This window comes from Modestobacter italicus (assembly GCF_019799965.1).
GTDB lineage: Bacteria > Actinomycetota > Actinomycetes > Mycobacteriales > Geodermatophilaceae > Modestobacter > Modestobacter italicus_A.
Window position 1 is genome coordinate 482,613 of the sequence record NZ_JABGCJ010000003.1, and the last position, 25,944, is coordinate 508,556.

General features: G+C 75.2%; 25 protein-coding genes. 5 read left to right on the forward strand and 20 right to left on the reverse strand.

The window, feature by feature from the left end; translation table 11 throughout:
- Positions 1–12 precede the first annotated feature (12 nt).
- Positions 13–678 carry a response regulator gene (locus HLA93_RS09845; protein WP_222194193.1) on the reverse strand — a complete coding sequence of 222 codons (666 nt, stop codon included), beginning with the start codon at positions 676–678 and terminating at the stop codon, positions 13–15.
- A complete protein-coding gene (locus tag HLA93_RS09850; RefSeq protein ID WP_222194194.1) occupies positions 675–1,889 on the reverse strand; it encodes an ATP-binding protein in 1,215 nt (404 codons plus the stop codon). The genes HLA93_RS09845 and HLA93_RS09850 overlap by 4 nt, the downstream gene beginning before the upstream one ends.
- Before the next feature lie 153 nt (positions 1,890–2,042).
- Here HLA93_RS09850 and HLA93_RS09855 point away from each other — a divergent pair, with 153 nt between their 5' ends.
- Both HLA93_RS09855 and HLA93_RS09860 read left to right on the forward strand, forming a co-directional pair.
- Complete coding sequence (locus HLA93_RS09855) at positions 2,043–2,975, forward strand: PspC domain-containing protein (RefSeq protein ID WP_222194195.1); 933 nt, start codon at positions 2,043–2,045, stop codon at positions 2,973–2,975.
- On the forward strand, positions 2,968–3,231 hold the full coding sequence (locus HLA93_RS09860) for a hypothetical protein (RefSeq protein ID WP_222194196.1): 264 nt from the start codon (positions 2,968–2,970) through the stop codon (positions 3,229–3,231). The genes HLA93_RS09855 and HLA93_RS09860 overlap by 8 nt, the downstream gene beginning before the upstream one ends.
- A gap of 111 nt (positions 3,232–3,342) precedes the next feature.
- On the opposite strand, the gene HLA93_RS09865 is transcribed toward HLA93_RS09860, so the two are convergent.
- The 4 genes from HLA93_RS09865 to guaB form a co-directional block, all read right to left on the reverse strand.
- Positions 3,343–4,365, reverse strand: a complete 1,023-nt coding sequence (locus HLA93_RS09865) for a sodium:calcium antiporter (RefSeq protein ID WP_308128042.1) — start codon at positions 4,363–4,365, stop codon at positions 3,343–3,345.
- Between the two features lie 76 nt (positions 4,366–4,441).
- On the reverse strand, positions 4,442–6,010 hold the full coding sequence (gene guaA / locus HLA93_RS09870) for a glutamine-hydrolyzing GMP synthase (protein ID WP_281425213.1): 1,569 nt from the start codon (positions 6,008–6,010) through the stop codon (positions 4,442–4,444).
- 8 nt (positions 6,011–6,018) lie between these two features.
- Positions 6,019–7,188, reverse strand: coding sequence for a GuaB3 family IMP dehydrogenase-related protein (locus HLA93_RS09875; protein ID WP_222194197.1), 1,170 nt, complete (start codon positions 7,186–7,188; stop codon positions 6,019–6,021).
- A gap of 6 nt (positions 7,189–7,194) precedes the next feature.
- A complete protein-coding gene (gene guaB, locus HLA93_RS09880; protein ID WP_222194198.1) occupies positions 7,195–8,715 on the reverse strand; it encodes an IMP dehydrogenase in 1,521 nt (506 codons plus the stop codon).
- A 204-nt stretch (positions 8,716–8,919) separates the two neighbouring features.
- On the opposite strand from guaB, the gene HLA93_RS09885 reads away from it, so the two are divergent.
- Positions 8,920–9,348 (forward strand): DUF5319 family protein, encoded by a 429-nt coding sequence (locus tag HLA93_RS09885; protein ID WP_222194199.1) that lies wholly within the window; start codon positions 8,920–8,922, stop codon positions 9,346–9,348.
- 103 nt (positions 9,349–9,451) lie between these two features.
- On the opposite strand, the gene HLA93_RS09890 is transcribed toward HLA93_RS09885, so the two are convergent.
- The gene (locus tag HLA93_RS09890) at positions 9,452–10,210 is read right to left on the reverse strand and encodes a response regulator transcription factor (RefSeq protein ID WP_222194200.1); all 759 of its coding nucleotides are present in this window, start codon (positions 10,208–10,210) and stop codon (positions 9,452–9,454) included.
- Between the two features lie 386 nt (positions 10,211–10,596).
- Between HLA93_RS09890 and HLA93_RS09895 the strand changes: the two genes are divergently transcribed.
- On the forward strand, positions 10,597–10,896 hold the full coding sequence (locus HLA93_RS09895; RefSeq protein WP_246626158.1) for a WhiB family transcriptional regulator: 300 nt from the start codon (positions 10,597–10,599) through the stop codon (positions 10,894–10,896).
- An 86-nt stretch (positions 10,897–10,982) separates the two neighbouring features.
- On the opposite strand, the gene HLA93_RS09900 is transcribed toward HLA93_RS09895, so the two are convergent.
- From HLA93_RS09900 to groES, 3 genes are all read right to left on the reverse strand, one after another.
- Entirely contained in the window at positions 10,983–12,560 is a 1,578-nt protein-coding gene (locus HLA93_RS09900; protein WP_308128043.1) for a GGDEF domain-containing protein, read from the reverse strand.
- Between the two features lie 217 nt (positions 12,561–12,777).
- Positions 12,778–14,418 carry a chaperonin GroEL gene (gene groL / locus HLA93_RS09905; protein ID WP_222194202.1) on the reverse strand — a complete coding sequence of 547 codons (1,641 nt, stop codon included), beginning with the start codon at positions 14,416–14,418 and terminating at the stop codon, positions 12,778–12,780.
- Between the two features lie 115 nt (positions 14,419–14,533).
- The gene (groES, locus tag HLA93_RS09910) at positions 14,534–14,842 is read right to left on the reverse strand and encodes a co-chaperone GroES (protein ID WP_014742799.1); all 309 of its coding nucleotides are present in this window, start codon (positions 14,840–14,842) and stop codon (positions 14,534–14,536) included.
- Positions 14,843–15,011: 169 nt separating this feature from the next.
- On the opposite strand from groES, the gene HLA93_RS09915 reads away from it, so the two are divergent.
- Positions 15,012–16,280, forward strand: coding sequence for a THUMP-like domain-containing protein (locus tag HLA93_RS09915; RefSeq protein ID WP_222194203.1), 1,269 nt, complete (start codon positions 15,012–15,014; stop codon positions 16,278–16,280).
- Positions 16,281–16,349: 69 nt separating this feature from the next.
- Here HLA93_RS09915 and tsaD read toward each other — a convergent pair whose 3' ends face one another.
- From tsaD to HLA93_RS09965, 10 genes are all read right to left on the reverse strand, one after another.
- The gene (gene tsaD, locus HLA93_RS09920; protein WP_222194204.1) at positions 16,350–17,384 is read right to left on the reverse strand and encodes a tRNA (adenosine(37)-N6)-threonylcarbamoyltransferase complex transferase subunit TsaD; all 1,035 of its coding nucleotides are present in this window, start codon (positions 17,382–17,384) and stop codon (positions 16,350–16,352) included.
- Entirely contained in the window at positions 17,381–17,833 is a 453-nt protein-coding gene (gene rimI, locus HLA93_RS09925; protein WP_308128044.1) for a ribosomal protein S18-alanine N-acetyltransferase, read from the reverse strand. The genes tsaD and rimI overlap by 4 nt, the downstream gene beginning before the upstream one ends.
- Entirely contained in the window at positions 17,830–18,459 is a 630-nt protein-coding gene (tsaB, locus tag HLA93_RS09930; protein ID WP_222194205.1) for a tRNA (adenosine(37)-N6)-threonylcarbamoyltransferase complex dimerization subunit type 1 TsaB, read from the reverse strand. Before tsaB ends, rimI begins: the two co-directional genes overlap by 4 nt.
- A 48-nt stretch (positions 18,460–18,507) precedes the next feature.
- Positions 18,508–20,352, reverse strand: a complete 1,845-nt coding sequence (locus HLA93_RS09935) for a family 43 glycosylhydrolase (protein WP_222194206.1) — start codon at positions 20,350–20,352, stop codon at positions 18,508–18,510.
- A gap of 159 nt (positions 20,353–20,511) precedes the next feature.
- Positions 20,512–20,964, reverse strand: a complete 453-nt coding sequence (gene tsaE / locus HLA93_RS09940; RefSeq protein ID WP_222194207.1) for a tRNA (adenosine(37)-N6)-threonylcarbamoyltransferase complex ATPase subunit type 1 TsaE — start codon at positions 20,962–20,964, stop codon at positions 20,512–20,514.
- Positions 20,961–21,587 carry a uracil-DNA glycosylase gene (locus HLA93_RS09945; protein WP_222194208.1) on the reverse strand — a complete coding sequence of 209 codons (627 nt, stop codon included), beginning with the start codon at positions 21,585–21,587 and terminating at the stop codon, positions 20,961–20,963. Before HLA93_RS09945 ends, tsaE begins: the two co-directional genes overlap by 4 nt.
- Before the next feature lie 32 nt (positions 21,588–21,619).
- Positions 21,620–22,819 carry an alpha/beta fold hydrolase gene (locus tag HLA93_RS09950; RefSeq protein ID WP_222194209.1) on the reverse strand — a complete coding sequence of 400 codons (1,200 nt, stop codon included), beginning with the start codon at positions 22,817–22,819 and terminating at the stop codon, positions 21,620–21,622.
- Complete coding sequence (gene alr / locus HLA93_RS09955; protein ID WP_222194210.1) at positions 22,816–23,970, reverse strand: alanine racemase; 1,155 nt, start codon at positions 23,968–23,970, stop codon at positions 22,816–22,818. The genes HLA93_RS09950 and alr overlap by 4 nt, the downstream gene beginning before the upstream one ends.
- 27 nt (positions 23,971–23,997) lie before the next feature.
- On the reverse strand, positions 23,998–25,434 hold the full coding sequence (locus HLA93_RS09960; RefSeq protein ID WP_222194211.1) for an NAD(P)H-hydrate dehydratase: 1,437 nt from the start codon (positions 25,432–25,434) through the stop codon (positions 23,998–24,000).
- Positions 25,431–25,856 (reverse strand): holo-ACP synthase, encoded by a 426-nt coding sequence (locus tag HLA93_RS09965; protein WP_222194212.1) that lies wholly within the window; start codon positions 25,854–25,856, stop codon positions 25,431–25,433. Before HLA93_RS09965 ends, HLA93_RS09960 begins: the two co-directional genes overlap by 4 nt.
- Positions 25,857–25,944 lie beyond the last annotated feature (88 nt).

The window sequence follows — 25,944 nt, forward strand, 5'->3', positions numbered from 1 at the left end:
TCCCCGGGAGGACTACAACAACCGGTTGGTGGCCGCCCAGCGGGTGAGCTCGTTGCGGTTGGACAGCTGGAGCTTGCGCAGCACGTTGCTGGCGTGGGACTCGACCGTCTTCACCGAGATGAACAGCCGGCCGCCGATCTCCCGGTAGGTGTAGCCGCGGGCCAGCAGCTGCATCACCTCGCGCTCCCGGGCCGACAGCAGGTCCAGCCCCGGGTCGGTCGCCGGGTCCTCCGCCGCCGGGGTCGGTGCCGCGGGCCCGGCGGCGGCGAAGGCGTCGAGCACGAACCCGGCCAGCCGGGGGCTGAACACCACGTCGTCCTCGGCGACCCGGCGGACGGCGTCGCGCAGCTCCGCGCCGGAGATCGTCTTCGTGACGTAGCCGCGGGCGCCGGCCCGGATCACCGCGATGACGTCCTCGGCGGCGTCGGAGACCGACAGCGCCAACCAGCGGGTGCCGGGCAGCTCGGCGCGCAGCGTCTCCAGCACGGCGTGCCCGCCACCGCCGGGCAGGTGCACGTCGAGCAGCACGACGTCGGGGGTGCTGGCCCGGATGCCGGCGACCGCGCTGGCGACGTCGGCCGCCTCCCCGACGACCTCGACCTCCGTGCCGAGCTCGGCGCGCACGCCGGCGCGCACCATCGCGTGGTCGTCGACGAGGAAGACCCGGGTGCCGCTCATGCGGAGGCCTCCATCTGCTCACGTGGGAGGCAGAGCTCCACCTCGGTCCCCTCTCCTGGTGCCGAACGCACCGTCGCCGTGCCCTGCAGCCGGGTGAGCCGGCCGACCACCGAGTCCCGCAGGCCGCGCCGGTCACCCGGCACGGCGGCCGGGTCGAACCCGGTGCCGCGGTCGCGCACGAACACCGTCACCGACGTCGGGGTGACCTCGCTGTACAGCGAGACGTTCGCCGCGCCGGAGTGCTTCGCAGCGTTGACCACCGCCTCCTTGGCCGCCTGCCCGAGGGTCGCCACCGCGTCGTCCACCGGCACGTCGCCGACGACGACGGGGTCGACGGTGACGGCGTGGTCGGCCTCGACCTCGGCGACCAGCCGGGCGACCAGCCCGGCCCACGTGCCCCCGGTGGCCACCGTCGGCTCGTAGAGCCAGGCCCTCAGCTCCCGCTCCTGGCTGCGGGCCAGCCGGCCGACCACGGTCGGGTCCTCGGCGTGCCGCTGGATGAGCGCGAGGGTCTGCAGCACCGAGTCGTGCAGGTGGGCGGCGACCGCGGCGCGTTCCTCCGACCGGATCCGCGCGGCCCGCTCGGCGGCCCGCTGGTCGAGCAGCCGGCGCCACAGCGGCGCGGTGGCCAGCACCAGGCCGACGAGGATGACCACGGTGGCGGTGAAGCCGTTGCGGGCGTTGGCCAGCTGCCCGGTGGTGGCCAGCAGCAGCACGACGCCGACCACGCCGACCACGACGCCCGCGGCCAGGCCCCAGCGGCCGGTGCGGCGGGACAGCGTGGCGTCGGTCTCGGTCTGCCGCCAGATCAGGGCCAGCCCGATGCCGGCCAGGACCAAGGGCAGGACGACGTCGTAGCCACCGAAGGTGAGCAGCTGGGAGACCAGCCCGAAGACGGCGAAGGAGAGCAGGGCCAGCAGGATCAGCTGGCGGCGGCTGGGGCGCTGCCCGAGGACCGCGGTGGCGGTCCCGTCGCCGTCCGGGTCGGCGACCGGCATGGTCAGCCACAGCAGTGCGTAGGCGACGACGCCGACCCCGGTGAAGGCGAGCCCGACCACGACGACCCGGACCACCAGCGGGTCCAGGCGCAGGTGCGCGGCCGTCCCGGCGGCGACGCCGGCCAGCAACCGGCCGTCGGCCGGCCGCGCCAGCGGTGGCCGGGCGCTCCTGCCGGTGGGCGGCCGGGCGGCCGGCGCGGTGCTGGTGGTCACGCATCGATCGTGTCACCGTCCGCCGCGCAGGCACACCGGTGATCACCCGGAGTGCGGGTGTCGCCGCTGCTGGTCGGACGGTCGGGTGAGATCAGGGTCGGTCCAGGGGGTTCCCTGATACCGCCGGCGCCGCCGGGTCGGCAGGCTCGTGGCATGACCTCAGCACTCCCCCCGTCCGCCCCGCCGCCCGCGGCCGAGCAGCCCCCGGGCTCGTGGCCGCCACCGCCGCCCACCCCGGGGCCGGCACCCCGCCCGCAGCTGCGGCGCAGCCGCTCCGACAAGGTGATCGGTGGCGTGGCCGGCGGCCTCGCCGAGTACACCGGCATCGACGCCCTGCTCTGGCGGGTCGGCGCGATCGCCCTCACCCTCGCCGGCGGCAGCGGCATCATCATCTACCTGCTGCTCTGGCTGCTCATGCCCGCCGCCCCCGCCGCGCAGCCGGGTGACCCGGCCCCCCGGACGCCGTCCGGACCGCGCTCGCCGGTGCCCGGGGTGACCGTCGCCGCCCTGCTGATCGTGCTCGGGCTCGGCGTGCTGGTCACCCAGTTCACCGACCTGGACCTGGGCCCCCGCGGGTTCCTGGGCAGCGCGCTGCTGGTCGTCGGCGTCGGGCTGGTGGTCGGCGCGCTCACCGGTGTGGGCCGCGGCGCCAAGGGCGGGCTGATCACCCTCGGGTTGTTCCTCTCCGCGGCACTGCTGGTGGCCTCCAGCGTCCACCTGCCCTCCGGGGAGATGGGCGACCGCACCTACCGGCCCACGACGGCCGCGGGGGTGCAGTCGGTGTACGAGCACGGCGCCGGCGACTTCACCCTCGACCTCACCGAGATCGACCTCGACGGCGTGAGCCGGACGATCACCACCCGGATCGACGCCGGTTTCGGGGACGTCGACGTGCTGGTGCCCTTCGCCGCCGACGTCCGGGTGACGGTCGACAACGGCCTCGGCCAGACGGAGCTGTTCGGCGACGTCGTGGACGAGGGCTTCTTCCCCGGCAGCGGCACCGCGGACCGGAGCGGTGACGACGACCCGGAGATCGTCCTCACGATCTCCTCCGGCATCGGAGACGTGGAGGTGTCCCGTGGCTGAGCACGACCCCTACGCCCGGCAGCAGACCGAGGCCTTCCCGGCCGGGCTGTCGTCCACCGACCCGACACCCCGCCGGGACGTCGACGCGGTGCCGCTGGTCGCCGGCATCTTCTTCATCGGGCTGGCCGTCCTGCTGATGACCGGGGTGACCCTGCCGCTGGACTGGTTCAGCCACGGCTTCTCCTGGGTGCTGCTGATCGGTGCCGGCATCGCGCTGCTGGTCAACGAGCTGCGCAGGGCCCGCCGCCGTCGCTGAGCCGCGCCCACCAGCGGGCCGGTGGCGGGCCGGGTCACCCGGCACCGGCCCGGGGCGCGACGAGGGCGGAGCACGAGGGGCCCGGGGAGCGGACGCTCCCCGGGCCCCTCGTCAGCGACTGATGACCGCCAGGCCCACCGTGCCCAGGTAGATCAACGGCAGCAGGACACCCTCGAAGCCGATGCCCTTGCGGTCGCGCATCACGAGGCCGGCGGTCAGCACGGTGGTGAGCAGCACGGTGCCCCCCAGCAGCACCAGGCTGATCGGCCCGGCGTCCCGGTAGACCGGCCCGTCGGTGTAGGCGACGTCGGCCACCGCGATCATCAGCGTGTCGAAGACGTTGCCGCCGATCACGTTGCCCACGCCCAGGGTGAGCGCGCCCATCCGCACCGCGGTGATCAGCACGACCAGCTCCGGCAGCGAGGTGACCGCGGTGGTCAGCGTGAAGCCCACGACGCCGCTGGGCAGGCCGGTGGCCTGGACGACGCCCAGCCCGGCCTGGCCGATCACCCAGCCAGAGGCGCCCACGACCAGCCCGAGCGAGGCCAGCAGCGCCCAGAGCCGTCGGGTGGAGCGGTCCGACGGCTCCTCCTCGGGGTCCTCCTCCACCGTCGCCGAGGTGTGCGTGGGGATCCACATCGGGTGGTCGTGCATCCGGCGCAGCAGCACCAGCCCGTAGGCGTACAGCGCGGGGATCAGCAGGGTCAGCGGGTGGATCCAGCCGAGCCGGAGGCCCGGCGTGGCGTACGCCATCACCGGCACCGCCAGCAGCGCCACCAGCAGCAGCGACTGCATCACGTTCTCCAGCGACGCCGCGGCGTGCTCGAGGTTGGCCCGGCGGTAGACCAGGTCCGCGATCGCCAGCCACACCGTCTGGATCGCCACCCCGCCGATGGGGTTGGCCAGGCCGAAGCCCGGGTCGCCCTCCAGCGCGCCGGTCGCCGTGGTCACGATGCCCGGCAGCGAGGTCACCGCGCCCAGCAGCAGCGCACCGCCGACGGCGTCACCGAGGCCGGTGCGGTCGGCCAGCTCGTCGGCGACCCTGGTCAGCCGGACGCCGGCGAACACGATGACCAGGGCCATCGCCGCCAGCAGCAGCACGCTGGGCAGGAGTGGCCACACTCCGGCGGTCACTCCGGCACCTCCAGCAGACGACGATCAGGCCGACGGCCACCTGATCACGAGGTGCGGGGCGCCGCCACTCGGACGGCTACTCCCACTCGATGGTGCCCGGCGGCTTGCTCGTCACGTCGAGCACGACCCGGTTCACCTCGGCCACCTCGTTGGTGATCCGGGTGGAGATCCTCGCCAGCACGTCGTAGGGGAGCCGGGTCCAGTCCGCGGTCATCGCGTCCTCGCTGGACACCGGGCGCAGCACCACGGGGTGGCCGTAGGTGCGCCCGTCGCCCTGCACGCCCACGGAACGGACGTCGGCCAGCAGCACCACCGGGCACTGCCAGATCTCGGTGTCCAGGTGCGCCGCGGTGAGCTCCTCGCGGGCGATCGCGTCGGCCTGGCGCAGCACGTCCAGCCGGTCGCGGGTGACCTCGCCGATGATCCGGATGCCCAGGCCCGGGCCGGGGAACGGCTGGCGCTGCACCAGCGTGTCCGGCAGCCCCAGCTGCCGGCCGACCTCGCGCACCTCGTCCTTGAACAGCGTGCGCAGCGGCTCGACCAGGGTGAAGGTGAGGTCCTCGGGCAGCCCGCCGACGTTGTGGTGGCTCTTGATGTTCGCCGTCCCGGTGCCGCCACCGGACTCCACGACGTCGGGGTAGAGCGTGCCCTGCACCAGGAAGTCGACGGTCTCGCCGTGCTCCTTGGCGTCGGCGATCACGTCCAGGGCGGCCTGCTCGAACACCCGGATGAACTCGCGACCGATGATCTTCCGCTTGGTCTCGGGGTCACTGACCCCGGCCAGCGCGGTGAGGAACTGCTCGCTGGCGTCGACGACGCGCAGGTCGGCGCCGGTGACGGCGACGAAGTCCCGCTCGATCTGCTCGGTCTCGCCCTCGCGCATCAGCCCGTGGTCGACGTAGACGCAGGTGAGCCGGTCGCCGATGGCCCGCTGCACGAGCGCCGCGGCCACCGCGGAGTCGACCCCGCCGGACAACCCGCAGATCGCCCGCCGGTCGCCGATCTGCTCCCGGATGGCGGCGACCTGCTCGTCGACGACGTTGGCCATCGTCCAGCTCGGCTGCAGCCCGGCGATGTCGAACAGGAAGTGCTCCAGCACCGTCTGCCCGTGCGGGGTGTTCTTCACCTCGGGGTGGAACTGCACACCGGCCAGCCGACGGTCGACGTCCTCGAACGCCGCCACCGGGGCGCCGGTGCTGGTGGCGGTGACGGTGAACCCGGGCGGGGCGGCGCTGACCGCGTCGCCGTGGCTCATCCAGACCGACTGCTCGTTCGGCGTGGCGCCGAACAGCCGTCCCGGGGTGGTGACGGTCAGCGGGGTGCCGCCGTACTCCCGGTCGCCGGTGCGAGCGACGGTGCCGCCGAGGCTGGCGGCCATCGCCTGGAAGCCGTAGCAGATGCCGAACGCCGGCACGCCGGCCTCGAAGACCGCCGGGTCGACCTGCGGCGCGCCCTCGGCGTAGACGCTGGAGGGCCCACCGGACAGCACGATCGCCGCGGGCTCGCGGGCCAGCAGCTCCTCCACCGGGACGTCGGAGCCGACCAGCTCGGAGTAGACGCCCGCCTCACGGATCCGCCGGGCGATCAGCTGGGCGTACTGGGCACCGAAGTCGACGACCAGCACCGTCGGGAAGTCCATGCTCATCGGTGCGGTCAGCCCGCCCGGTGGCCGGGCAGGTCGGCCACGTCGCCCCGCCCACCCAGGACCAGGTCGACCCGCTGGAACTCCTTGAGGTCCCGGTAGCCGGTCTTGGCCATCGTGCGGCGCAGCGCACCGAAGAGGTTGGTGCGCCCGTCCGAGGCCTCGGCCGGGCCGAACAGCACCTGGTCCAGCGTGCCGCGGGGGGCCGCGGGGGCCGACGTGCCGCCGCGGGGCAGCCGCGGGTGCGCAGCCACCGAGTCCCACCAGACGCCGCCGCCCGGGGCCTCCGCGGCGACCCGCAGCGGCTCACCGAGCTGGACGGCGTCCGCGCCGCAGGCCAGGGCCCGGGCGATGGCGCCGCTGGTCTCGATCCGGCCGTTGGCGATCACGTGCACGTACCGGCCGCCGGTCTCGTCCAGGTAGTCGCGACGGGCCGCGGCGGCGTCGGCGATGGCGCTGGCCAGCGGCACGCGGATGCCCATCACGGCGTCCGCGGTGGACCAGCTGTCGGCCCCGACGCCGACGATGACGCCGGCCGCGCCGGTGCGCATCAGGTGCAGCGCGGTCTGGTAGTCCGCCGCCCCGCCGACGATCACCGGGACGTCGAGGTCGGCGATGAACTCCTTGAGGTTCAGCGCCTCCCCGGCGGTGGTGACGTGCTCGGCGGAGACGATCGTGCCCTGGATGACCAGCAGGTCGGCGCCGGCGGCCAGCACGGTCGGGGCCAGCCCGACGGTGTGCTGCGGGGAGACCCGGACCGCGGTGGTCACCCCGGCGTCCCGCATCTCCTTGACCCGGGCGCTGATCAGGTCGGGCTTGACCGGCTCGGCGTAGACCTCCTGCAGCAGCGCGGTCGGCGGGCCGGCGTCGGGGCCGGCGGCCTCGCGCAGCCGGCGCAGCACGTCGGTCGGGTCGTCGTAGCGGGTCCACAGGCCCTCGGCGTTGAGCACGCCCAGGCCGCCGGCCTGGCCGACCGCCACCGCGGTGGCCGGGCTGACCACCGCGTCGCTGGGGCTGGTGACCAGGGGGATGTCGAACCGGAAGGCGTCGATCTGCCAGGCGGTGGAGACGTCGTCGTGGTCGCGGGTGCGCCGCGAGGGGACGATCGACACCTCGTCCAGGTCGTAGCCCCGGCGGGCGAAGCGGTTCAGGCCGATCTCGACGTTGTCGCGTACGGGCATATCGGGTCAGCGGCCTCGGTAGTTGGGGGCTTCGACGGTCATCTGGATGTCGTGCGGGTGGCTCTCGGTCAGCCCGGCCGAGGTGATCCGGGTGAGCTGGCCACGGTCCTGCAGGTCGGCGACGGTGGCTGCGCCGGCGTAGCCCATCCCGGCGCGCAGCCCGCCGACCAGCTGGTGGGCTACCCCGGACAGCGGGCCACGGTAGGGCACCTGGCCCTCGATGCCCTCGGGCACGAGCTTGTCGTCGGAGAGGACGTCGTCGGCGAAGTACCGGTCACGGCTGAAGGACTGGTTGCCGCGCTTCTGCATCGCGCCCAGCGAGCCCATGCCGCGGTAGGTCTTGTACTGCTTGCCGTTCATGAAGACCAGCTCGCCCGGCGCCTCCTCGACCCCGGCGAACAGCCCGCCGATCATCACCGTGTCGGCGCCGGCCACCAGGGCCTTGGCGATGTCACCGGAGTACTGCAGCCCGCCGTCGGCGATGACCGGGACGCCGGCCGGGCGCGCGGCGAGCGCCGCCTCGTAGATCGCGGTGACCTGCGGGACGCCGACCCCGGCCACCACGCGGGTGGTGCAGATCGAGCCGGGGCCCACCCCGACCTTGACCGCGTCGACACCGGCGTCGATCAGCGCCTGCGCACCCGCCCGGGTGGCGATGTTGCCGCCGACGACCTGCACGCCGTGCCCGACGTTGGCGAAGTCCTTCTTGACCCGGGCGACCATCTCCAGCACGGCCCGCTGGTGGCCGTGCGCGGTGTCGACGACGAGCACGTCGACACCGGCGTCCACGAGCAGCCCGGCACGCTTGTAGGCGTCCTCGCCGACGCCCAGCGCGGCGCCGACCGACAGCCGGCCGTCGACGTCCTTGGTGGCGTTGGGGTACTGGTCGCGCTTGACGAAGTCCTTGACCGTGATCAGGCCCCGCAGCCGGCCGGCGTCGTCCACCAGCGGCAGCTTCTCGATCTTGTGCTGCTTGAGCAGCGCGAGCGCCCGCTCGGGGTCGACGCCGACAGGTGCGGTGACCAGCGGCATCGGCGTCATCACGTCGCGGACGAGCCGGTTCTGGTCGGTCTCGAAGCGCATGTCGCGGTTGGTCACCATGCCGACGAGCACGCCGTCGGCGTCGACCACCGGGGCGCCGGAGATGCGGTACCGGCCCGACAGCGCGTCGACCTCGGCCAGGGTGTTGTCCGGGGAGCAGGTGACCGGGTTGGTCACCATGCCGGCCTCCGACCGCTTCACCAGGTCGACCTGGCCGGCCTGGTCCTCGGCAGCGAGGTTGCGGTGCAGGACGCCGATGCCGCCGGCGCGGGCCATGGCGATCGCCATCCGCGACTCGGTGACGGTGTCCATCGCCGAGGAGACCAGCGGGATGGCCAGCCGGATGCCGCGGGTGAGCCGGGTGCTGGTGTCCACGTCGGTCGGGACGATGTCCGACGGGCCGGGGACCAGCAGGACGTCGTCATAGGTGAGCCCCAGCGGGGCGAACTTGGCCGGCAGTTCAGGTGTGCGCTCGTCGGGCTGCATGTGCCGCCACCCTCTCGACTTCTTCGGTGGGAGCGCCTCCGAGGCGCACGGGAACCCACTTCATGTTAGGCGGACCCCCGCGGGGGGCCTCGGCCCCGTTACGGTTGGCCGGCGGCCGGGGCAGCCCGGCCACCTGCTGACTGACCAGCAACGGCACAGCCAGCAACGTCGGAGAAGGCCGGTGCACACCGGCGAGGAGGACACGTGGACGCGTGGGACGAGTTCGGCGCACAGCCGGACCGCGACCCGGACTTCGGGGGCGAGCTCGGCTCGGGCGACCACTCCGGACAGCCGCCGCTGACCATGGAGGAGCGGGCCGGGGTGCTCGACGACCTGGCCGAGCTGGAGGTGTTCCGCACCCTGCTGGAGCCCACCGGCGTCAAGGGCATCGTCGTCGACTGCCCGGACTGCCAGGAGGAGCACCACGTCGACTGGGCGCTGATGCAGGCCAACCTGCGTCAGCTGCTCGACGAGGGGCAGACCGGCCGGCACGAGCCGCCGTTCGACCCGGACCCCGACGACTACGTCAGCTGGGACTACGCCAGCGGCTACGCCGACGGGGTGGCCGCGCTGGCCGAGCGTGAGGAGCCCACCGGCCGCCACGGCGCCGGCCGGCACGCCCGCGAGGAGTAGGCGCACGAGGTCGACGTCCGGCCCAGGGCTGGACGTCGAGAAACGCCTGAGCGCGGTGTCCGAGGGGTCGGACACCGCGCTCAGCCGCTTCTCGGTGCTGGGATCAGGTCATCATGCCGCGGCGGAAGCCGGTGGCCACGGCCTCGGCGCGGTCCTTGGCACCGAGCTTGCGGAACAGCCGCCGGGCGTGGGTCTTGATGGTGTCCTCGGACAGGTAGAGCTCCCGGCCGATCTGGGCGTTGCTCTTGCCCTGGCTCATCCCGGTGAGCACCTGCATCTCCCGCGCGGACAGCGCGACGTGCGGCGTCTCGGGCACCGTGGAGCGGACCGTGGTGGGGGCCAGGCCGGCCAGCGGGCTCGCACCGCCCCACGGCGAGCCTCCGGGGGCACCGGCCAGGGCGACCGCGTGCTGCGGGCTGCGCGGCTGCGGCGCCAGCTGCGGCGCCGGCCGGCTGCCCTCCGGGCGCATCCCGGTGCGGGACAGCCCCAGGCCGAGCTCGACCGGGCTGGCGTCCCAGCGCAGGTAGCCGCGGGCCCCGAAGGCCACTGCGGCGCGGACCGTCTCCGCGTCGTCCGGTGCGCCCAGCATCAGCACCGGCAGCGAGGGGTGCGACCGGAGCACCTGGGTGGCCACGGACAGTCCGCTGTCGGTGGCCCGCTGGGTCCCGACGAGCAGGACGTCGGGGAGCCGGTTGTCCAGCCGGGCCATCAGCGAGGCGGGGTCGCCGACCGCCTCGACCCGACCGACGAAAGGCAGGGCGAGCAGCCGCCCGGCGACCTCGTCGCGGACCCGGCGCCGCTCGTCGAACACCCAGACCACGGCCCCACTGCTGCCGTTGCCGCGCATCCTGTCCTCGATCACCGCTGCTCCCGTCTGCGCCGGCGGGGCCGGCGACCTGCCGCCCGGGCACGGCCCGGGCAGGTGCCGGAGCGAGGCGAGCCCCCGCTCCTGGGGTGCCGCACCCCCGGTGTCCCCGGACGGGTGGCGGGTGTCCCCCACCCGGTGGTCGGCACTCCCTGTGACCACCTTGATCCGCACGGTGGTACGGCGACAGGCACCGTCACCCCCGCGGGTGAGTGACGCGGGACGCGCCCCGTGCCACGTCGGCACGCCGCGACGCCCCAAGCACACCTCGGCCGATCTCGCAGAACGAGCGCGGGCGGGAGTGTTTGCGGCCGCTCGGCAGCGGGCATCGGCCCGGAAGTGACCGGGTAGACCCCCCGGTGCACCCGAGCCGAGGAGGTCCAATGGCTGACATCCGCCGACTGCCCACCCCCGTCGCCGAGGTCTGGGACTGGCAGTTGCACGGTTCCTGCCGGGGTGAGAGCACGTCGCTCTTCTTCCACCCTGACGGCGAGCGCGGGCCGGCCCGGGCTCGGCGCCAGGCCGCCGCCAAGGCCGTCTGCGGGACCTGCCCGGTCGTCCAGTCCTGCCTGCAGCACGCGCTCTCGGTGCGTGAGCCCTACGGCGTCTGGGGCGGCATGAGCGAGGAGGAGCGGGCCCGGCTCATCGCCGCCGAGCCCGCGGCCATCGCAGCCGGGGTCTGATCGTCCGGCGGGGAGGACCTCACCCGCCGAGCAGCACGTGCGAGAGGGCCGGCCCGACGTCGTCGGGCCGGCCCTCTCGCACGTGCTCACCCCAGGTCGCTGACCACCCGGTCGCGGCCGCCGGTCTTCGCGCCGTACAGGTGCTCGTCGGCCCGGCTCAGCAGCTCCGCCGGAGTGGACGCCGGCCGGCCCACCGCGCCGGTCACCCCGATGCTGACCGTGACCGCCAGCCCGTCGGCGAGTTCGCCCCACGGGTGGGCCGACACCGCCTGCCGCAGGCCCTCCAGCCGCCGGACGGCGCCGGCCAGGTCCCCACCGACGAGGACCAGCAGGAACTCCTCACCGCCCATCCGCGCGGCGAACGTCCCCGGGTGGGCGACTCCCGCGGCCGACGCCGTCGCCTCCAGCAGCGCGGCCACCGCACGCAGCACCTGGTCACCGACGTCGTGGGACCAGCGGTCGTTGACCTGCTTGAAGTGGTCCAGGTCCAGCAGCGCCACCGCGACGCCCACGCCCTCCCCGGCCGCGCGCTCCAGCAGCCGCGGGAACTCGTCGTCGACGTGGCGCCGGTTGTAGAGGCCGGTGAGCGGATCTCGCAGCGAGAGCTCGCGGTACCGCCGGGTCTGCCGCCGCGCCTCGGTCGTCTCGTGCATCGCCTGCAGTGCGCGCGCCCGGGCATCGCGCTGGGCGGACTGCAGGTCCAGGGCCTCCTGGCAGTACGTCTTGTGCTCGGTGAAGGCCGCCCGGAAGTCCCCCGCGGCGGCGTGCAGCTCGGCCTGCTCGCGCCGGGCGCGCACCCGGATCGAGGTCAGCCCGTGCCGGTCGCACCGACGCACGCACTCCTCGAGGGTCTGCCGGGCCCGCGCCAGGCTGCCGCGGCGACGCTGGACCTCGGCCAGGGTGAGCAGGAAGTCGGCACCGGCGTCGCCGTCCGGCGAGGCGTCCAGCGCCTCCCGGGCCGCACCCGGTGCCAGCGCGGCCTCTGCCTCCGCCAGCCGGCCCAGCCCGATGAGGGCGCGCGCGATCGTGTCCAGACGGCCGACGTGCAGCGGGACGCCGTGCGCCGCGGCGAGGGCCTGCAACCGGGTGCTGAGCGCCAGCGCGCTGTCGTACCGGCCGGCGACCGTCTCGACGTAGGCGTGGTTGTTCAGCACCAGCAGCTGGCGGTCGACGTCGCCGAGCTCCTCGGCCAGCAGCAGGACCTCGGCGTACCGCTCCCCGGCTCCCCGGTCGCCCTGCAGACCGAGGCAGTCGGCCAGCCGGGCCAGGTGGTCGATCCGCTGCGCCGGGGGCCCGTCGGGGTCCAGCAGCTCGACGGCCAGGACGGCGTGCTCCAGCGCCAGCGAGAGGTCACCGAGCTCCTGGAGGACGGCGGCCAGGAGGAAGTGGCTGCGGGACAGCAGGTGCCGGGCGCCGTGCTCGGTGGCCCAGCGCTGCACCTCCTGGGCGGTCCGGCCGGCACCGGCGACGTCGCCACGCCGGCGCGCCAGATCGGCCTGGACCAGCCGGGCCCGCAGTTCCAGCGTCGCGTCACCGAGCCCGCGGGCGGCCTCGGCCGCCTGCTCGGCCTGCGTCGCGGTGTCCGGGCGGTCGAACCGGGACAGCGTCTCGAGCTGGTCGAGCACGACGGCCAGGGCAGCAGCGCCGGCCGGTTCCGGACACACCTCCGGCCGGCTCGGTCTCTCCACCTCCACGTCCCGCACACCGACGCATCGACGACTCGGGAACGATCTTGAGCGGGCCCCCGTCGGCCTGCCCCGGAAGGGTGGGGCTAACGGACGGGTCCGCCCCCGTCACCGGAGGGTGACGGGGGCGGACTCAGGACCTGCTCAGCGGGTCACTGCCGGCCCCGCTGCCCGACGGGCAGGCGGGGCGCCGCGGTCAGTGGCTGTGGCCGTGGCCGTGCGAGTGGCCGTGGGTGTGGTGCCCGCCGTCGGCGTCCTCCTCCTCGGCCGGCTTGTCCACGATCGCCGAGTCGGTGGTCAGGATCATCGTGGCGATCGACGCGGCGTGCGCCAGGGCCGCCTTGGTCACCTTGACCGGGTCGATGACGCCCTGGGCGGCCAGGTCGCCGTACTCGCCGGTGGCGGCGTTGAAGCCCTGCCCGACGCCCAGCTCGCGGACCCGGCCGACGACGACCGGCCCCTCGAAGCCCGCGTTGGAGGCGATCAGGGCCAGCGGCGAGTCGATCGCCTTGCGCAGCGACCGCGCGCCGATGAGCTCGTCGCCGGACAGGTCCAGCTCGTCGATCGCGGTGGCCGCGTGCACCAGCGCCGAGCCACCGCCGGGGACGACGCCCTCCTCCACCGCGGCACGGGTGGCGTTGATGGCGTCCTCGATGCGGAACTTGCGCTCCTTCATCTCCACCTCGGTCGCCGCGCCGACCCGGATGACGGCGATGCCGCCGGCCAGCTTGGCCAGCCGCTCCTGCAGCTTCTCCCGGTCCCAGTCGGAGTCGGTGGCCTCGATCTCGTTGCGGATCTGCGCGACCCGCTCCTCGATGCCGCCCTTCGTGCCGCCACCGTCGACGACGGTGGTGTCGTCCTTGGTGACGGTGACCCGGCGGGCGGTGCCGAGCACCTCGAGGCCGACGTTGTCCAGGGTCAGGCCGACGTCCTCGCTGACCACCTGGCCGCCGGTGACGACGGCGAGGTCGGCCATGAACGCCTTGCGGCGGTCGCCGAAGTAGGGCGACTTCACCGCGACGACCTTGACGGTCTTGCGGATGGAGTTGACGACCAGGGTCGACAGCGCCTCGCCCTCGACGTCCTCGGCCACGATCAGCAGCGGACGGCTGCCGGTGGACAGCACCTTCTCCAGCAGCGGCAGCAGGTCGGCCAGCGCGCTGATCTTGCCCTGCACCAGCAGCACGAGGGCGTCCTCGAGGACGGCCTCCATCGACTCCTGATCGGTGACGAAGTAGGGCGACAGGTAGCCCTTGTCGAACTGCACGCCCTCGGTGACGTCCAGCTCGGTGGACATGCCGTTGGCCTCTTCGACGGTGATGACGCCGTCCTTGCCGACCCGCTCCATCGCCTCGCCGATCAGCTCGCCGACCTCGGCGTCCTGGGCGGAGATGGTGGCGACCCCGGCGATGGCCTTGCGGTCGTCGACCGGGATGGCGACGGCGTCCAGCGCGGCGGAGACCGCGTCGACAGCGGCGCGCATGCCGGCGCCCAGCGCCATCGGGTTGGCCCCGGCAGCGACGTTGCGCAGGCCCTCGTGCACGAGGGCCTGGGCCAGCACGGTGGCGGTGGTGGTGCCGTCACCGGCCACGTCGTTGGTCTTGGTGGCGACGTTCTTCGCCAGCTGCGCGCCGAGGTTCTCGTACGGGTCCTCGAGCTCGATCTCCCGGGCGATGGTCACGCCGTCGTTGGTAATCGTCGGCGGACCGAAGTTCTTGTTGATGACCACGTTGCGGCCGCGGGGGCCGAGGGTGACCTTGACGGCGTCGGCGAGCTTGTCGACGCCGCGCTCAAGGGCGCGGCGGGCGTCCTCGTCGAACAGGATGATCTTGGCCATGCCAGACCTCTCTCAGGTGGTGCGGAGGAAGAACGGGGGCAGACGACGACCGCCCCGGGACCCGGTGGTTCGGGTCGCCGGGGCGGTGTCGTGCTGGTCTAGCGGAGAGGTGAGGTCACTTCTCCACGACGGCGAGCAGGTCGCGCGCGGACAGCACGAGGTAGTCCTCGCCGCCGTAGCGCACCTCGGTGCCGCCGTACTTCGAGTAGATGACCACGTCGCCGACGTTCACGTCGAGCGGGACCCGGTTGCCGTTGTCGTCGACGCGGCCGGGGCCGACAGCGATGACGGTGCCCTCCTGGGGCTTCTCCTTGGCGGTGTCCGGGATGACCAGACCGGAGGCCGTGGTGGTCTCGGCCTCGTTGGCCTGGACCACGACACGGTCCTCGAGCGGCTTGATGTTGACCTTGGTAGCGGTCGTCACGTCGTGACGCCCCCTTCGGTGTCGGACGGGTGTTCGGAGGTGGTGCAGATGCTGTGGCACGGGGGCTGTGCCTGCCGTCGCGGGGGTCAGGCCCAACCCGTGTCGATTGGCACTCTACCCATGCGAGTGCCAGCCACTCAACCGGGTCGCCCACCCGGGGGACGGGCCGATGGACCAGGCTGTCGGGGTGCCCATCCCCGACCCCGCCGGCGCCTCCGGCGACCAGGCGGCGGAGACCGTGCGACAGCTGCGGGACATGGCGACGCCGGCCGGTACGGCGGCGCTGAGCCGGGCCGGCGCCCTGCTGGCCGAGCGCACCGACGCGGTCACCGCACTCTCCCGGCTGCGCGCCGAGGTGGGCGTCGCACTCGCCGGCCCCGCGTGGGGCTTCGCCCGCCAGCGCGACCGGGCGCGGGCGGTCTTCGGCGCCGACGCCGACCGGCTCCTCTTCACCGCCGACGCCCTCGAGCAGGCCGGCCGGCCGCGGCTGGCCGACCGCCGGGCCGCCCGGCTGCTGGCCGGTGGCGCCGACTCGGTCGTCGACCTGGGCTGCGCCGCCGGCACCGACACCATCGCCCTGGCCCGGGCCGGCGCCCGGGTGGTCGCGGTCGACCTCGACCCGGTCGCCCGGGAGCTGACCACGGTCAACACCGCGGCGCTCGGGCTCGCCGACCGGGTCGAGGTCGTCGCCGGGGACGCCGTCGAGCTGGTGGCCGCGGCCACGGACGGCCGGGTGGCCGGGTGCGCCGCCGCCGTCCTGGACCCGGCGCGGCGGGCCGGCGGACGACGACAGCTGGACCCCGACCGGTGGTCACCGCCCTGGTCGACGGTGCGGGCGCTGCTGGACGCCGTCCCCACCTGCGCGGTGAAGGTCGCTCCGGGGCTGGACCACGACCGGGTGCCGGCGGGCGTGGAGGCGGAGTGGGTGTCGGTCGGCGGCTCGATCGTCGAGGCGCTGCTCTGGGGCCGGGAGCCCTCCCGCACCTGGCGCCGGGCCACCGTCGTCGACCGGGACGGCGCGCTGCACGAGCTCACCGCCGCCACCGACCCCGGCACCGCAGACGCCGGCCCGGTGCGCAGCTGGCTGCACGAGCCCGACCCGGCGGTCATCCGCTCCGGCCTGGTCGCCCTGGTGGCCGGGCAGCTGGGCGGCACGCTCGTCGACCCGACGATCGCCTACCTGACCTCCGACGACCCGGCCGACTCCCCCTGGGTCTCGTCCTACCCGGTGGTCGAGGTGCTGCCGTTCAACCTCAAGAAGCTGAAGGCGCTGCTGCGGGCGCGCGGCGTGGGCCGGGTGACGGTGAAGAAGCGCGGGTCGGCGATCGAGCCGGAGACCCTCGCCCGCCAGCTGCGCGGCCCGGGCGAGGGCAGCGCGGTCGTCGTCGTCACCCGCGTCGCCGGCGCCCCCACCACCATCGTCTGTGGTCACCCCTGACCGCCCGGCCATGTTCGCCAACATGGCCGCCTCGTCCGGCCATGTTGGCGAACATGGCCAGGACAGGGGTCAGCGGCTGACGACCTCGATCGGCAGCGAGCTGTCGGCCCCCAGGTCGATCCGTGACGCGGTGACGCCGGCCTCGACGAGCCGGGAGCCGAGCGCGGCGACCATCGCGCCGTTGTCGGTGCACAGCCGGCGACTGGGCACCCGCAGCACGATGCCGGCCGCGTCGCAGCGCTCCTGGGCCAGCGCCCGCAGCCGGCTGTTGGCCGCGACCCCGCCGCCGATCACCAGGTGGTCGACCCCGTGGTCGCGGCAGGCGCGCACCGCCTTGGCGGTGAGCACGTCGACCACCGCCTCCTGGAACGAGGCCGATACGTCGGCCACCGGCACCGGCTCACCGGCGCGCTCCCGGGCCTCCACCCAGCGGGCCACCGCCGTCTTCAGGCCGGAGAAGGAGAAGTCGTAGGGGGCGTCGCGCTGCCCGGTGAGCCCGCGCGGGAAGGCGATCGCCCGCGGGTCGCCCTCGGCTGCGGACCGGTCGATCGGCGGGCCGCCGGGGAAGGGCAGGCCCAGCACCCGGGCGACCTTGTCGAACGCCTCCCCGGCCGCGTCGTCGATGGTGCGGCCCAGCTCCTGCACGTCCTGGGCGAGGTCGGGCACCAGCAGCAGCGAGCTGTGCCCGCCGGAGACCAGCATCGCGATCGAGGGCTCGGCCAGCCGGCCGTGCTCCAGCTCGTCGACGGCCACGTGCGCGGCCAGGTGGTTCACCCCGTACAGCGGGACGTCGAGGGCGAGCGCGTAGGCCTTGGCCGCGGCCACGCCGACCAGGAGTGCCCCGGTGAGCCCGGGGCCGGCGGTCACCGCGACCGCGTCGACGTCGTCGATCGACACCCCGGCGTCGGCCAGCGCCCGGTGCACGGTCGGCACCATGGCCTCCAGGTGGGCCCGCGACGCGATCTCCGGGACGACGCCGCCGAACCGCTCGTGCTCGGCCATGCTCGTGGCCAGGGCGTCGGACAGCAGCGTCTGACCGCGCACCAGCCCGATGCCGGTCTCGTCGCACGAGGTCTCGAACCCCAGCACCAGCGGCTGGCTCATGACCGCACCTCCCGTTGCATGACGACCGCGTCGGCCCCGCTCAGCGGGTAGTAGTGCGGTCGCCGGCCGATCTCGGCGAAACCGCGGCGACCGTAGAACGCCTGGGTGGCCGCGTCGTCGGCGCGCACCTCCAGCAGCACCGGGGTCGGCCGCCGGTCGGCCTCGGCGAGCAGGGTGTCCAGCAGGAGTGCGCCGATCCCCTCACCCTGCCGCGCGCCGGTGACGCCGATGGTCGCGATGTGCGCCTCGTCGGCGTAGGCGATCAGCCCGGCGTAGCCGACGACCGAGTCGTCGTCGGCCACCGCGACCAGGTAGTGCCGGGTGTCGGGGCGGGCGAGCTCGTCGCGGTACATCCACTCGGTCCAGGTGTCCGGGGCGAACAGCTCCTCCTCCAGCTCCATCACCCGGGGCAGGTCGGCGACGGTCATGTCCCGCAGCCGGACGGTCACTGGGACACCGGCTTGCGGGTCACCGACGGGACGGCGTCGGGACGGCGGAGGTACAGCGGCTCCAGCGGTGCCGGCGGGCGGCCGAACGACGGCGCGGCGGCGCGCAGCAGCCCCGCCGTCGTCACCTCGGCGGCGGTGACCGCACGGCCCAGCCGTTCGGCGAACCGGGCGTCGCCGACCACCGGGTCGGTGACCGGGGCGTCCTCCGGCCGGTCCACCCCGGGGCCGGCGACCCGGGCCCCGGCCTCGTCGTAGGTGGCCCAGTGGACCTCCTTGCGGCGGGCGTCGGTGACCACCGAGCGGGCGCCGGAGCCGATCGCGTCGAGCGAGCAGACGCCGTGCACCGGCAGGCCGCGGGCGTCCCCGAGCGCCGCCGCGGTGACCACCCCGACCCGCAGGCCGGTGAAGGGCCCGGGCCCCAGCCCCACCACGACCGCATCCAGCTCGCGCATGGCCAGCCCGCTCTCAGTGAGCACCTCGCGCACCGCGGGGGTCAGCAGCTCGGCGTGCCGGTTGCCCGACGCGACGGCCCGCTCGGCGAACACCTCGATGCCCTGCTCGGGCGACCAGCGCGCCAGCCCGACGACGAGGGTCGGGGTGGCGGTGTCGAGCGCGAGGACGAGCACGGGAGCCCAGGGTAGTTGCCCCGGGCCCAGCCCCCGCAGCAGCCGACCTCAGGAGACGTCGACCGCGTCCACCTCGGCGAAGAACGTCGCCCGGGTCAGCGTGACGGTGTTCCAGCCCCGGGACAGCCGCACCTCGTGCTCGACGGTCGTCCAGTTGCCCCAGGTGGTGTGGGCGTAGGTGACCACCCCGGCGTCCCGGCCGTCGACGGTGACCGTGTGGGTCGCCTCGACCGGCCAGCCGCCGCGCTCGGACCCGTTGGCGAACCGGATGCCCAGCGTGGCCCGGCCGTTGCGCTCGGCGTAGACCCGCACGGTGACCGAGCTGTCGGCGAAATCGAGCCCGCCCACCACGGCGCCGGCGGAGGCGGTGGGGTCCGGGCGGACGGTCGCGTTCGTGACCACGCCGGCCTCCGCCTCGTACCGGGTCGCGTCCGCGGGGTCCGTGGTCGGGGCGACCGGTGGCGTCGTCGGCCGGCCGGGGTGCACGTCGACCGCGTCGATCTCGGCGAAGGCGGTCAGACGGGTCAGCGTCACCGTGTTGACGCCCGGGCGCAGCCGCACCTCGTGCTCGACCAGCTGCCAGTTGCCCCAGGTGGTGTGGGCGAAGGTGACCACCCCGGCGTCCCGGCCGTTGACCGTCACCCGGTCGGTGGCCAGCAGCCGCCCGGTTGCGTCCGTGGAGCCGTTGGCGTACCGGATCGCCAGGGTCGCCCGCCCCGGCCGGTCCGCGGTCACCTGCAGTGTCACGGAGCTGTCCGGGAAGTCCATCCCGCCGACCTTCGCCCCACCCGAGGCGGTCGGGTCGGGGACGACGGTGGCGCGGGTGAGCACGCCGTCCTCGGCCTGGTACCGGTCCCCGGCGGCTGCCACCGACGGGACGCCGTCGGCGTCCCACTCCAGCTCACTGAGGTACACGGCGCGGTAGCTGTACGTCGGGTCCCAGCCGTGGAACAGGATCGCCGTCCCGCCCCGCCGGTCGGTCACCACGTCCTGCCCGCCGGGGCCGCGCACGTCGCCCCGGAACCGGTCGGTGGTCATCAGCTCGGTCGTCGCCTTGGTGTACGGACCGGTCAGGCTGGGCGAGGTCGCGTACGCGGTGCGGTAACCCCCGCCCCCGAAGTCGTTGGCCGAGTAGAACAGCGTGTAGGTGCTCCCCCGCTTGACCAGCGTGGGCGCCTCCACGACGTTGCCCTCGAAGGCCCGGTCGCGGCGGATCAGCTCCTGCGGCGGCCCGGTGAGCCTGGTGCCGTCGGCCGACAGCGGCTGCAGGTAGATGATCGCCGTCAGCCCGGGGCAGCAGTTGCCGTCGGCCTTCCACAGCAGGTACAGCTGGCCGTCCTCGGTGTACGTCGCGGCGTCGATGGCGCCGCCGAGGTCGGTGGTGCCGCGTGCACCGTCCGGGCAGACCAGCGGCTGGTCGCCGACCGGGGTGAACGGCCCGTCCGGCGACGCTGCGACGGCGACCCCGATGCACTGGCGCGGGGCCAGCTCGTCGCGCGCGGTGTAGTAGAGCGCGTAGCCACCGCCCGGGACCGCAGACACCTCCGGCGCCCAGATGCACCGGTCGGTGGCCCCGCCGGGGGCGAAGCTGCACTCCCCGACCCAGTTCCCGAGCACGGGCAGCACGTCGGCCTGCGCCCGCCAGTGCACCAGGTCCCGCGACGTCCGGTGCTGCACGTTCTGGCCATCGGAGTTGGTGGCGTAGGCGTGGTACACCCCGTCGACCAGCAGGACGTCGGGGTCCGGGAAGTTGGCGTCGATGACCGGCTCGACGGTCGGCGCCCCGGGTCGGGCGTCGGCCGGCGCTGCCTGGGCGGAGGCCGGCGCGAGCACGCCGATCCCGAGCAGCAGCCCGCCGACCCAGGCTGCGATCCGCGTCCTCGTCGATGCCACGGTCTCCTCCTCGGGCCCGGAGCGGGTGACCCCAGGAGCGTGACCCCCGTCACTCGCGACGTCAACCGTCCTGGTGGCGGCGGCGAGGCCGGACAGCCCCCTCCGGCCCGGACGGCGCCCCGCCGCTGGACCGGGCGTCCCGCCGTGACGCCGGCGCGCTCAGCCCTCGGTGAGCCGCTGCTCCCAGCCCGGGCCGACGGGCACCAACCGGGCCGTGCGGACGTCGTCGTCCCGGCGGTCCAGCTCGACCACGAGGTGCTCGTCGGCCAGCTGCTCGACCAGCCCGTGCCCCCACTCGACGACGGTGACCGCCTCCTCGGTGGTCGCGTCCAGGTCAAGGTCGTCGACGTCGGCCATGCCGGTGAGCCGGTAGGCGTCCACGTGCACCAGCGGCACCCGGCCGCCGCGGTGCACCCGGGCGAGCACGAACGTCGGCGAGGTGACCGGGCCGGGCACCCCGAGGCCGGCACCGATGCCCTGGGTGAGCGCGGTCTTGCCCGCACCCAGCGGCCCGGCCAGCACGACCAGGTCGCCGGCCCGGAGCAGCCCGGCCAGCTCGCGGCCGAACGCCTGGGTGTCGGCGACGGTGGGCAGCTCGTGCTCGCGCCTCACAGCGCGCCCGCCACGGCCTGCAGGTCGGCGGCCAGAGCCGCCCGCGGCGCCCCGTTCGGGCCGAACCGGATCGCCGCCGAGGGGTGGTAGGTGACCCACACCGCACGCCCGTCGACGTGGTGCGGCCGGCCGCGCACCTGGCCGAGCACCGTCCTCGGGCCGAGGAACCACTTCGCCGAGGACAGCCCGAGGGCGACCACGGTGCCCGCGTCGAGCAGCTCCAGCTGGCGGCGCAGCCACCCACTGCAGCGGGCGACCTCCGCGGCCTTGGGCGTCCGGTTGCCCGGCGGCCGGCACTTCACGATGTTGAGCACCGCGACCTCCTCGCGGGCCAGCCCGGCCTCGGTCAGCAGCAGGTCCAGCAGGGCACCGCTCTTCCCCACGAAGGGCCGGCCGGTCTCGTCCTCTGTGGCCCCCGGGGCCTCCCCCACGATCACCAGCCGCGGCCGGCCACCGTCCGGCCGGTCCCCGATCACCACGTGCTGGCGGGTGGCGGCCAGCTCGGGGCAGGCGACGCAACCACGGGCGACGTCCGCCAGGCCGGTCCAGTCCGCGGTGGCCGCGGCGGTGCGGGCCACCTCCTCGGCGGCCGCGTCCAGGCGGGGCGGTCGGGGTGCGGCCACGGCGCCACCCTACGGCGCGCCGCCGGGGACGCTCAGCCGGTGGTGTGCTGCTCGGCGGCGACCCGTCGGATGAGGTCCGCCAGCGCCGCCGTCACCTGGGCCGGGTGCTCCAGCAGCACCAGGTGCCCGGCATCGGGTACCTCGACGTAGTCGACGCCCCCCTCCCCCGACTCCTCGAACCGCGCCACGATGCGCTCGCTGTGCTCCTTCGGGATCAGCTTGTCCGCGTCGCCGGTGAGCACCAGGGTGGGCACCCGGCGCAGCGGCTCGACCGCCCCGCCGACGTCCAGGCCGGCGATCGCCGGGTAGAACTCGGCGACCACGTCGACCGGCGTCCCGGCGATCATCGCGTCCACGTACCGGCCCAGCGCCGGGTCGACGTCGGTGGAGGCGAACGACAGCGACCAGGTCGCGGCCGAGACGACGTCCTTGGCCAGCCGCCGGGTCCGCTCGGCGATCCCGGGACGGCGGCGCATCGTCCACACCGCGACCGGCAGGACGGCGGCGCGCACCCGGGTGAGCAGCGAGGGCAGCCCGAAGTCCAGGTCGGCGAGGTTGCCGCTGGACGTCGAGACCAGGGCCACCCCGGCGATCCGGGTGCCGAACAGGTCCGGCCGGCGCTGGGCGAGGGAGAGCACCGTCATCCCGCCCATGGAGTGCCCCACCAGGACCACCGGGCCGCGCGGCGCCCGGGCGGTGAGGACCGTCTCCAGGTCCGCGCCGAGCTGGTCGATCGTCGAGCGGTCGGCCGCGCCCCGGCCGGAGGAGCCGTGCCCCCGCTGGTCGTAGAAGACCAGGCGCGCGGCGGGCCGGTGGCCGTTGGCGGTGGCCAGCCGGGCGCCCAGGTCGCGCCGTTGGAAGGTCCAGGAGCGCATCGACAGCGCGTAGCCGTGCACGAAGACGACGGTCAGCGGGGCGTCGGTGGGCCCGACCTCCTCCACCGACAGCGGCACCCCGTCGTCGGCCCGCACGACCAGGGCGCGGTCGGCGGGGCGGGTGCCCGCGCCCAGCGGGTCCTCCTCGCGCAGCTCCGCGGTCGGCACGTCGGCGACCGGACGGCCGTCCGCCCCGCCCTGGCCGGCCAGCTGACCGGCCCGCACCCGGGAGGTCGCCGTCCGGGTGACCGCGACGCCGACGGCGGTCCCGGCCGCGGCCAGACCGACCGCGGCGCCGATCAGGCCGGCCGTGCGTCCGAGGTGGTGGCTGCCGTGCGGAGCCGCGCCGCGGGTCATCGGGGCACCCCGGCGGTGCCGACGTGGCGGCGCCGGAAGCGGCCGCCCACCCGGGTGACGAGCTCGTAGTGGATGGTGTCGACGGCGTCGGCCCACTGCTGGGCGGTGGGCTCGCCGTCCTCGCCCGGCCCCCACAGCACCACCGTGTCACCCGGGGTCACCGGGTCGTCGCCGACGTCGAGCACGAACTGGTCCATGCACACCCGCCCGGCGATCGTGCGCTGCGCACCGGCCGCCAGCACCGGCGCGCGATTGCCGGCCGCGCGCGGGACGCCGTCGGCGTACCCGACCGGCACCAGCGCGAGGGTGGTCTCCCGCGCCGTGGCGTAGGTGTGTCCGTAGGAGACGCCGACGTGGGCCGGCACCCGCTTGGTCAGCGCGACCCGGGCCCGCACCGTCATCGCCGGCCGCAGCCCGTACTGCGCGGGGTCACCGCCGAGCGGGTCCAGGCCGTAGACCGCGACGCCCGGCCGGACCATGTCGTACCAGGTGTCCGGCAGCGCGATCGTCGCCGCCGAGTTGGCCAGGTGCCGGCGCGCCTCGGTGAGCCCGGCCGCCCGGGCGAGGGCCACCGCCTCCTCGAACACGTGCACCTGCCGGCCGATCGTGGGGTGGGTCGGGGCGTCGGCGTAGGCCAGGTGGCTCCACAGTCCGGTGACGGTCAGCACGCCGTCGGCCTGGGCGCGGGCCGCGGCGGCCACCAGGCCGGGCCAGGCCTCCGGGGTGGCGCCCTCCCGGGACAGCCCGGTGTCGGCGAACAGCTGCACCCGGGCGGCCGTGCCGGTGGCGCGTGCGGCGTCGACCACCTCGGCCAGCGCCCACTCCGCGTTGACCGACACCTCGACGTCGGCGGCCAGCGCCGCGGCGTAGTCCTCCCCCGGTGCGTGCTGCCAGGACAGCAGCGGCGCGGTGACCCCGGACGCGCGCAGTGCCAGCGCCTCCTCCAGCACCGTCACCCCGAGGGCGTCCGCCCCGCCGGCGAGCGCGGCCCGGGCGGCGGGCACCAGGCCGTGGCCGTAGCCGTCGGCCTTGACCACCGCCATCAGCGGGCGGCCGACCCGCTCCCGCAGCGCCGTGGTGTTCGCGGCGATCGCGTCCAGGTCGACCACGACCTCCGCCCGGCTGTCCAGCGCCTGCTGCAGCTGCGTCACGCCGTCCACTCTCCCAGGCGAGGCGGGTCAGGCCGCGCTGCCCCGCAGCCGGGCCACCGTCTCGGGCAGCCGGCGCACCAGGTCACCGGCGATCAGCGGACCCCGCTCGGCGGCCAGCTGGCCGGCCCGGCCGTGCAGGTGCGCGGCCACCGCGGCGGCCTCCGCCGCCGGGACGCCGGTGGCCAGCACCGCCCCCAGGATGCCGGCGAGCACGTCACCGGTGCCGGCGGTGGCCAGCCAGGGCGTGCCGGTGCCGTTGACGAAGGTGCTCCCCGCCGCGTCCGCCACCACGGTGGCCTCGCCCTTGAGCAGCACGGTGCAGCCCAGGTCGGCGGCGCCCCGGCGGGCGGCGGCGAGCCGGTCGGTGCCGACCTCGCCGAAGACGCGGGCGAACTCCCGGTCGTGTGGGGTCAGCACGGTGGGCGCCGACCGGTCCCCGACCAGCTCCCGGTGCTGGGAGAGCAGGGTCAGCGCGTCGGCGTCGAGCACCACCGGCAGGTCGGTGGCCAGCACCTCGCGCAGCACGCTCAGCGCGTCGTCGTCGGTGCCCATGCCCGGCCCGACCACCCAGGCCTGCACCCGGCCGGCGTCCCCCGGGCGGCCCGCGGTGACGATCACCTCCGGCCAGGCGGCCCGCACGCCGTCCGCCGCCGTGCCGGCGTAGCGGACCAGGCCCGGGCGGGTGCGCAGCGCGGCCCCCGTGCAGAGCACCCCGGCACCGGGGTAGGTCGCCGAGCCCGCGAGGACGCCGACCACACCGCGGGAGTACTTGTCGTCCTCGGCGTCGGGCGCCTCCAGGTGGCCGGCGACGTCGGCGTCGGTCAGCTGCACCGCGTCCGGCGCGGGCAGTGCGTCGGCCAGGCCGATGTCGACCAGGTGCAGCGTGCCCGACCGGCCCCGGCCGGCGCCGACGACCAGCCCGGGCTTGACCGCCCCGAACGTCACCGTGTGCTGGGCGGGGAACGCCTCACCGGGCACCTCACCGGTGTCCGCGTCGACCCCGCTCGGGACGTCGACGGCCACCAGCAGGCCAGGCCCGGCGGTGGCGCGTCGCACCAGCTCGCCCGCCGCGGGGCGCAACGGACCGGACCCGCCGATGCCGACGATCCCGTCGAGCACCAGGTCGGCACGCTCCAGGCCGGCCGCGTCGGCGTCGACCACCCGGCCGCCGGCCCGCCGCAGAGCGCCCAGGCCTGCGGCGTGCGCCCGCTCCGGGTCCAGCAGGACGGCGCGGACCTGCGCCCCGCGGGCCGCCAGCCGGGCGCCGGCCAGCAGCGCGTCCCCGCCGTTGTCACCGGAGCCGACCAGCAGCACCACCCGGACGCCGTGCGCCCGGCCCAGCAGACCCAGGCAGGTCGTGGCCAGGCCGGTGGCGGCGCGCTGCATCAGCACGTCGGGACGGGCGCCGGCCAGCACCTGCTGCTCCGCGGCGCGCACCTGCGCAGCGGAGAACAGCCCGATCACGCCCGACCTCCCTCGGGCCGGTGCACCGCCGCCGACCGGCCCTGCGGGTGCACCCCGCCCTCTGCGATGACCACGGCCGAGGCGATGCCCCCGTCGTGGCTCAGCGACACGTGCCACGAGGTCACGCCCAGCTCGGCCGCCCGCCGGGCCACCGTGCCGCGCACCTCCAGGTGCGGTCGGCCGCGCTCGCCGACGACCACCTCCGCGTCGTGCCAGTGCAGGTCGCCGGGGGCACCGAGCGCCTTGGCCAGCGCCTCCTTCGCCGCGAACCGGGCGGCCAGCGACTCCCCGGTGCGCGCAGCACCCGAGGGCGTGCGCTGCTCGTCCGCGGTGAACAGCCGGTCCCGCAGCCCGGGGGTGCGGGCGAGGGAGGCGGCGAACCGCTCCACCGGGCAGACGTCGATCCCGACCCCGATGATCACCGGGTCAGTCTGCCTGCCGCCCTCGTCTTCCACCTACGGCCGTCCCCCGCACCGACGCTGGTGCAGGGGGACGGCCGTCGATCAGGTG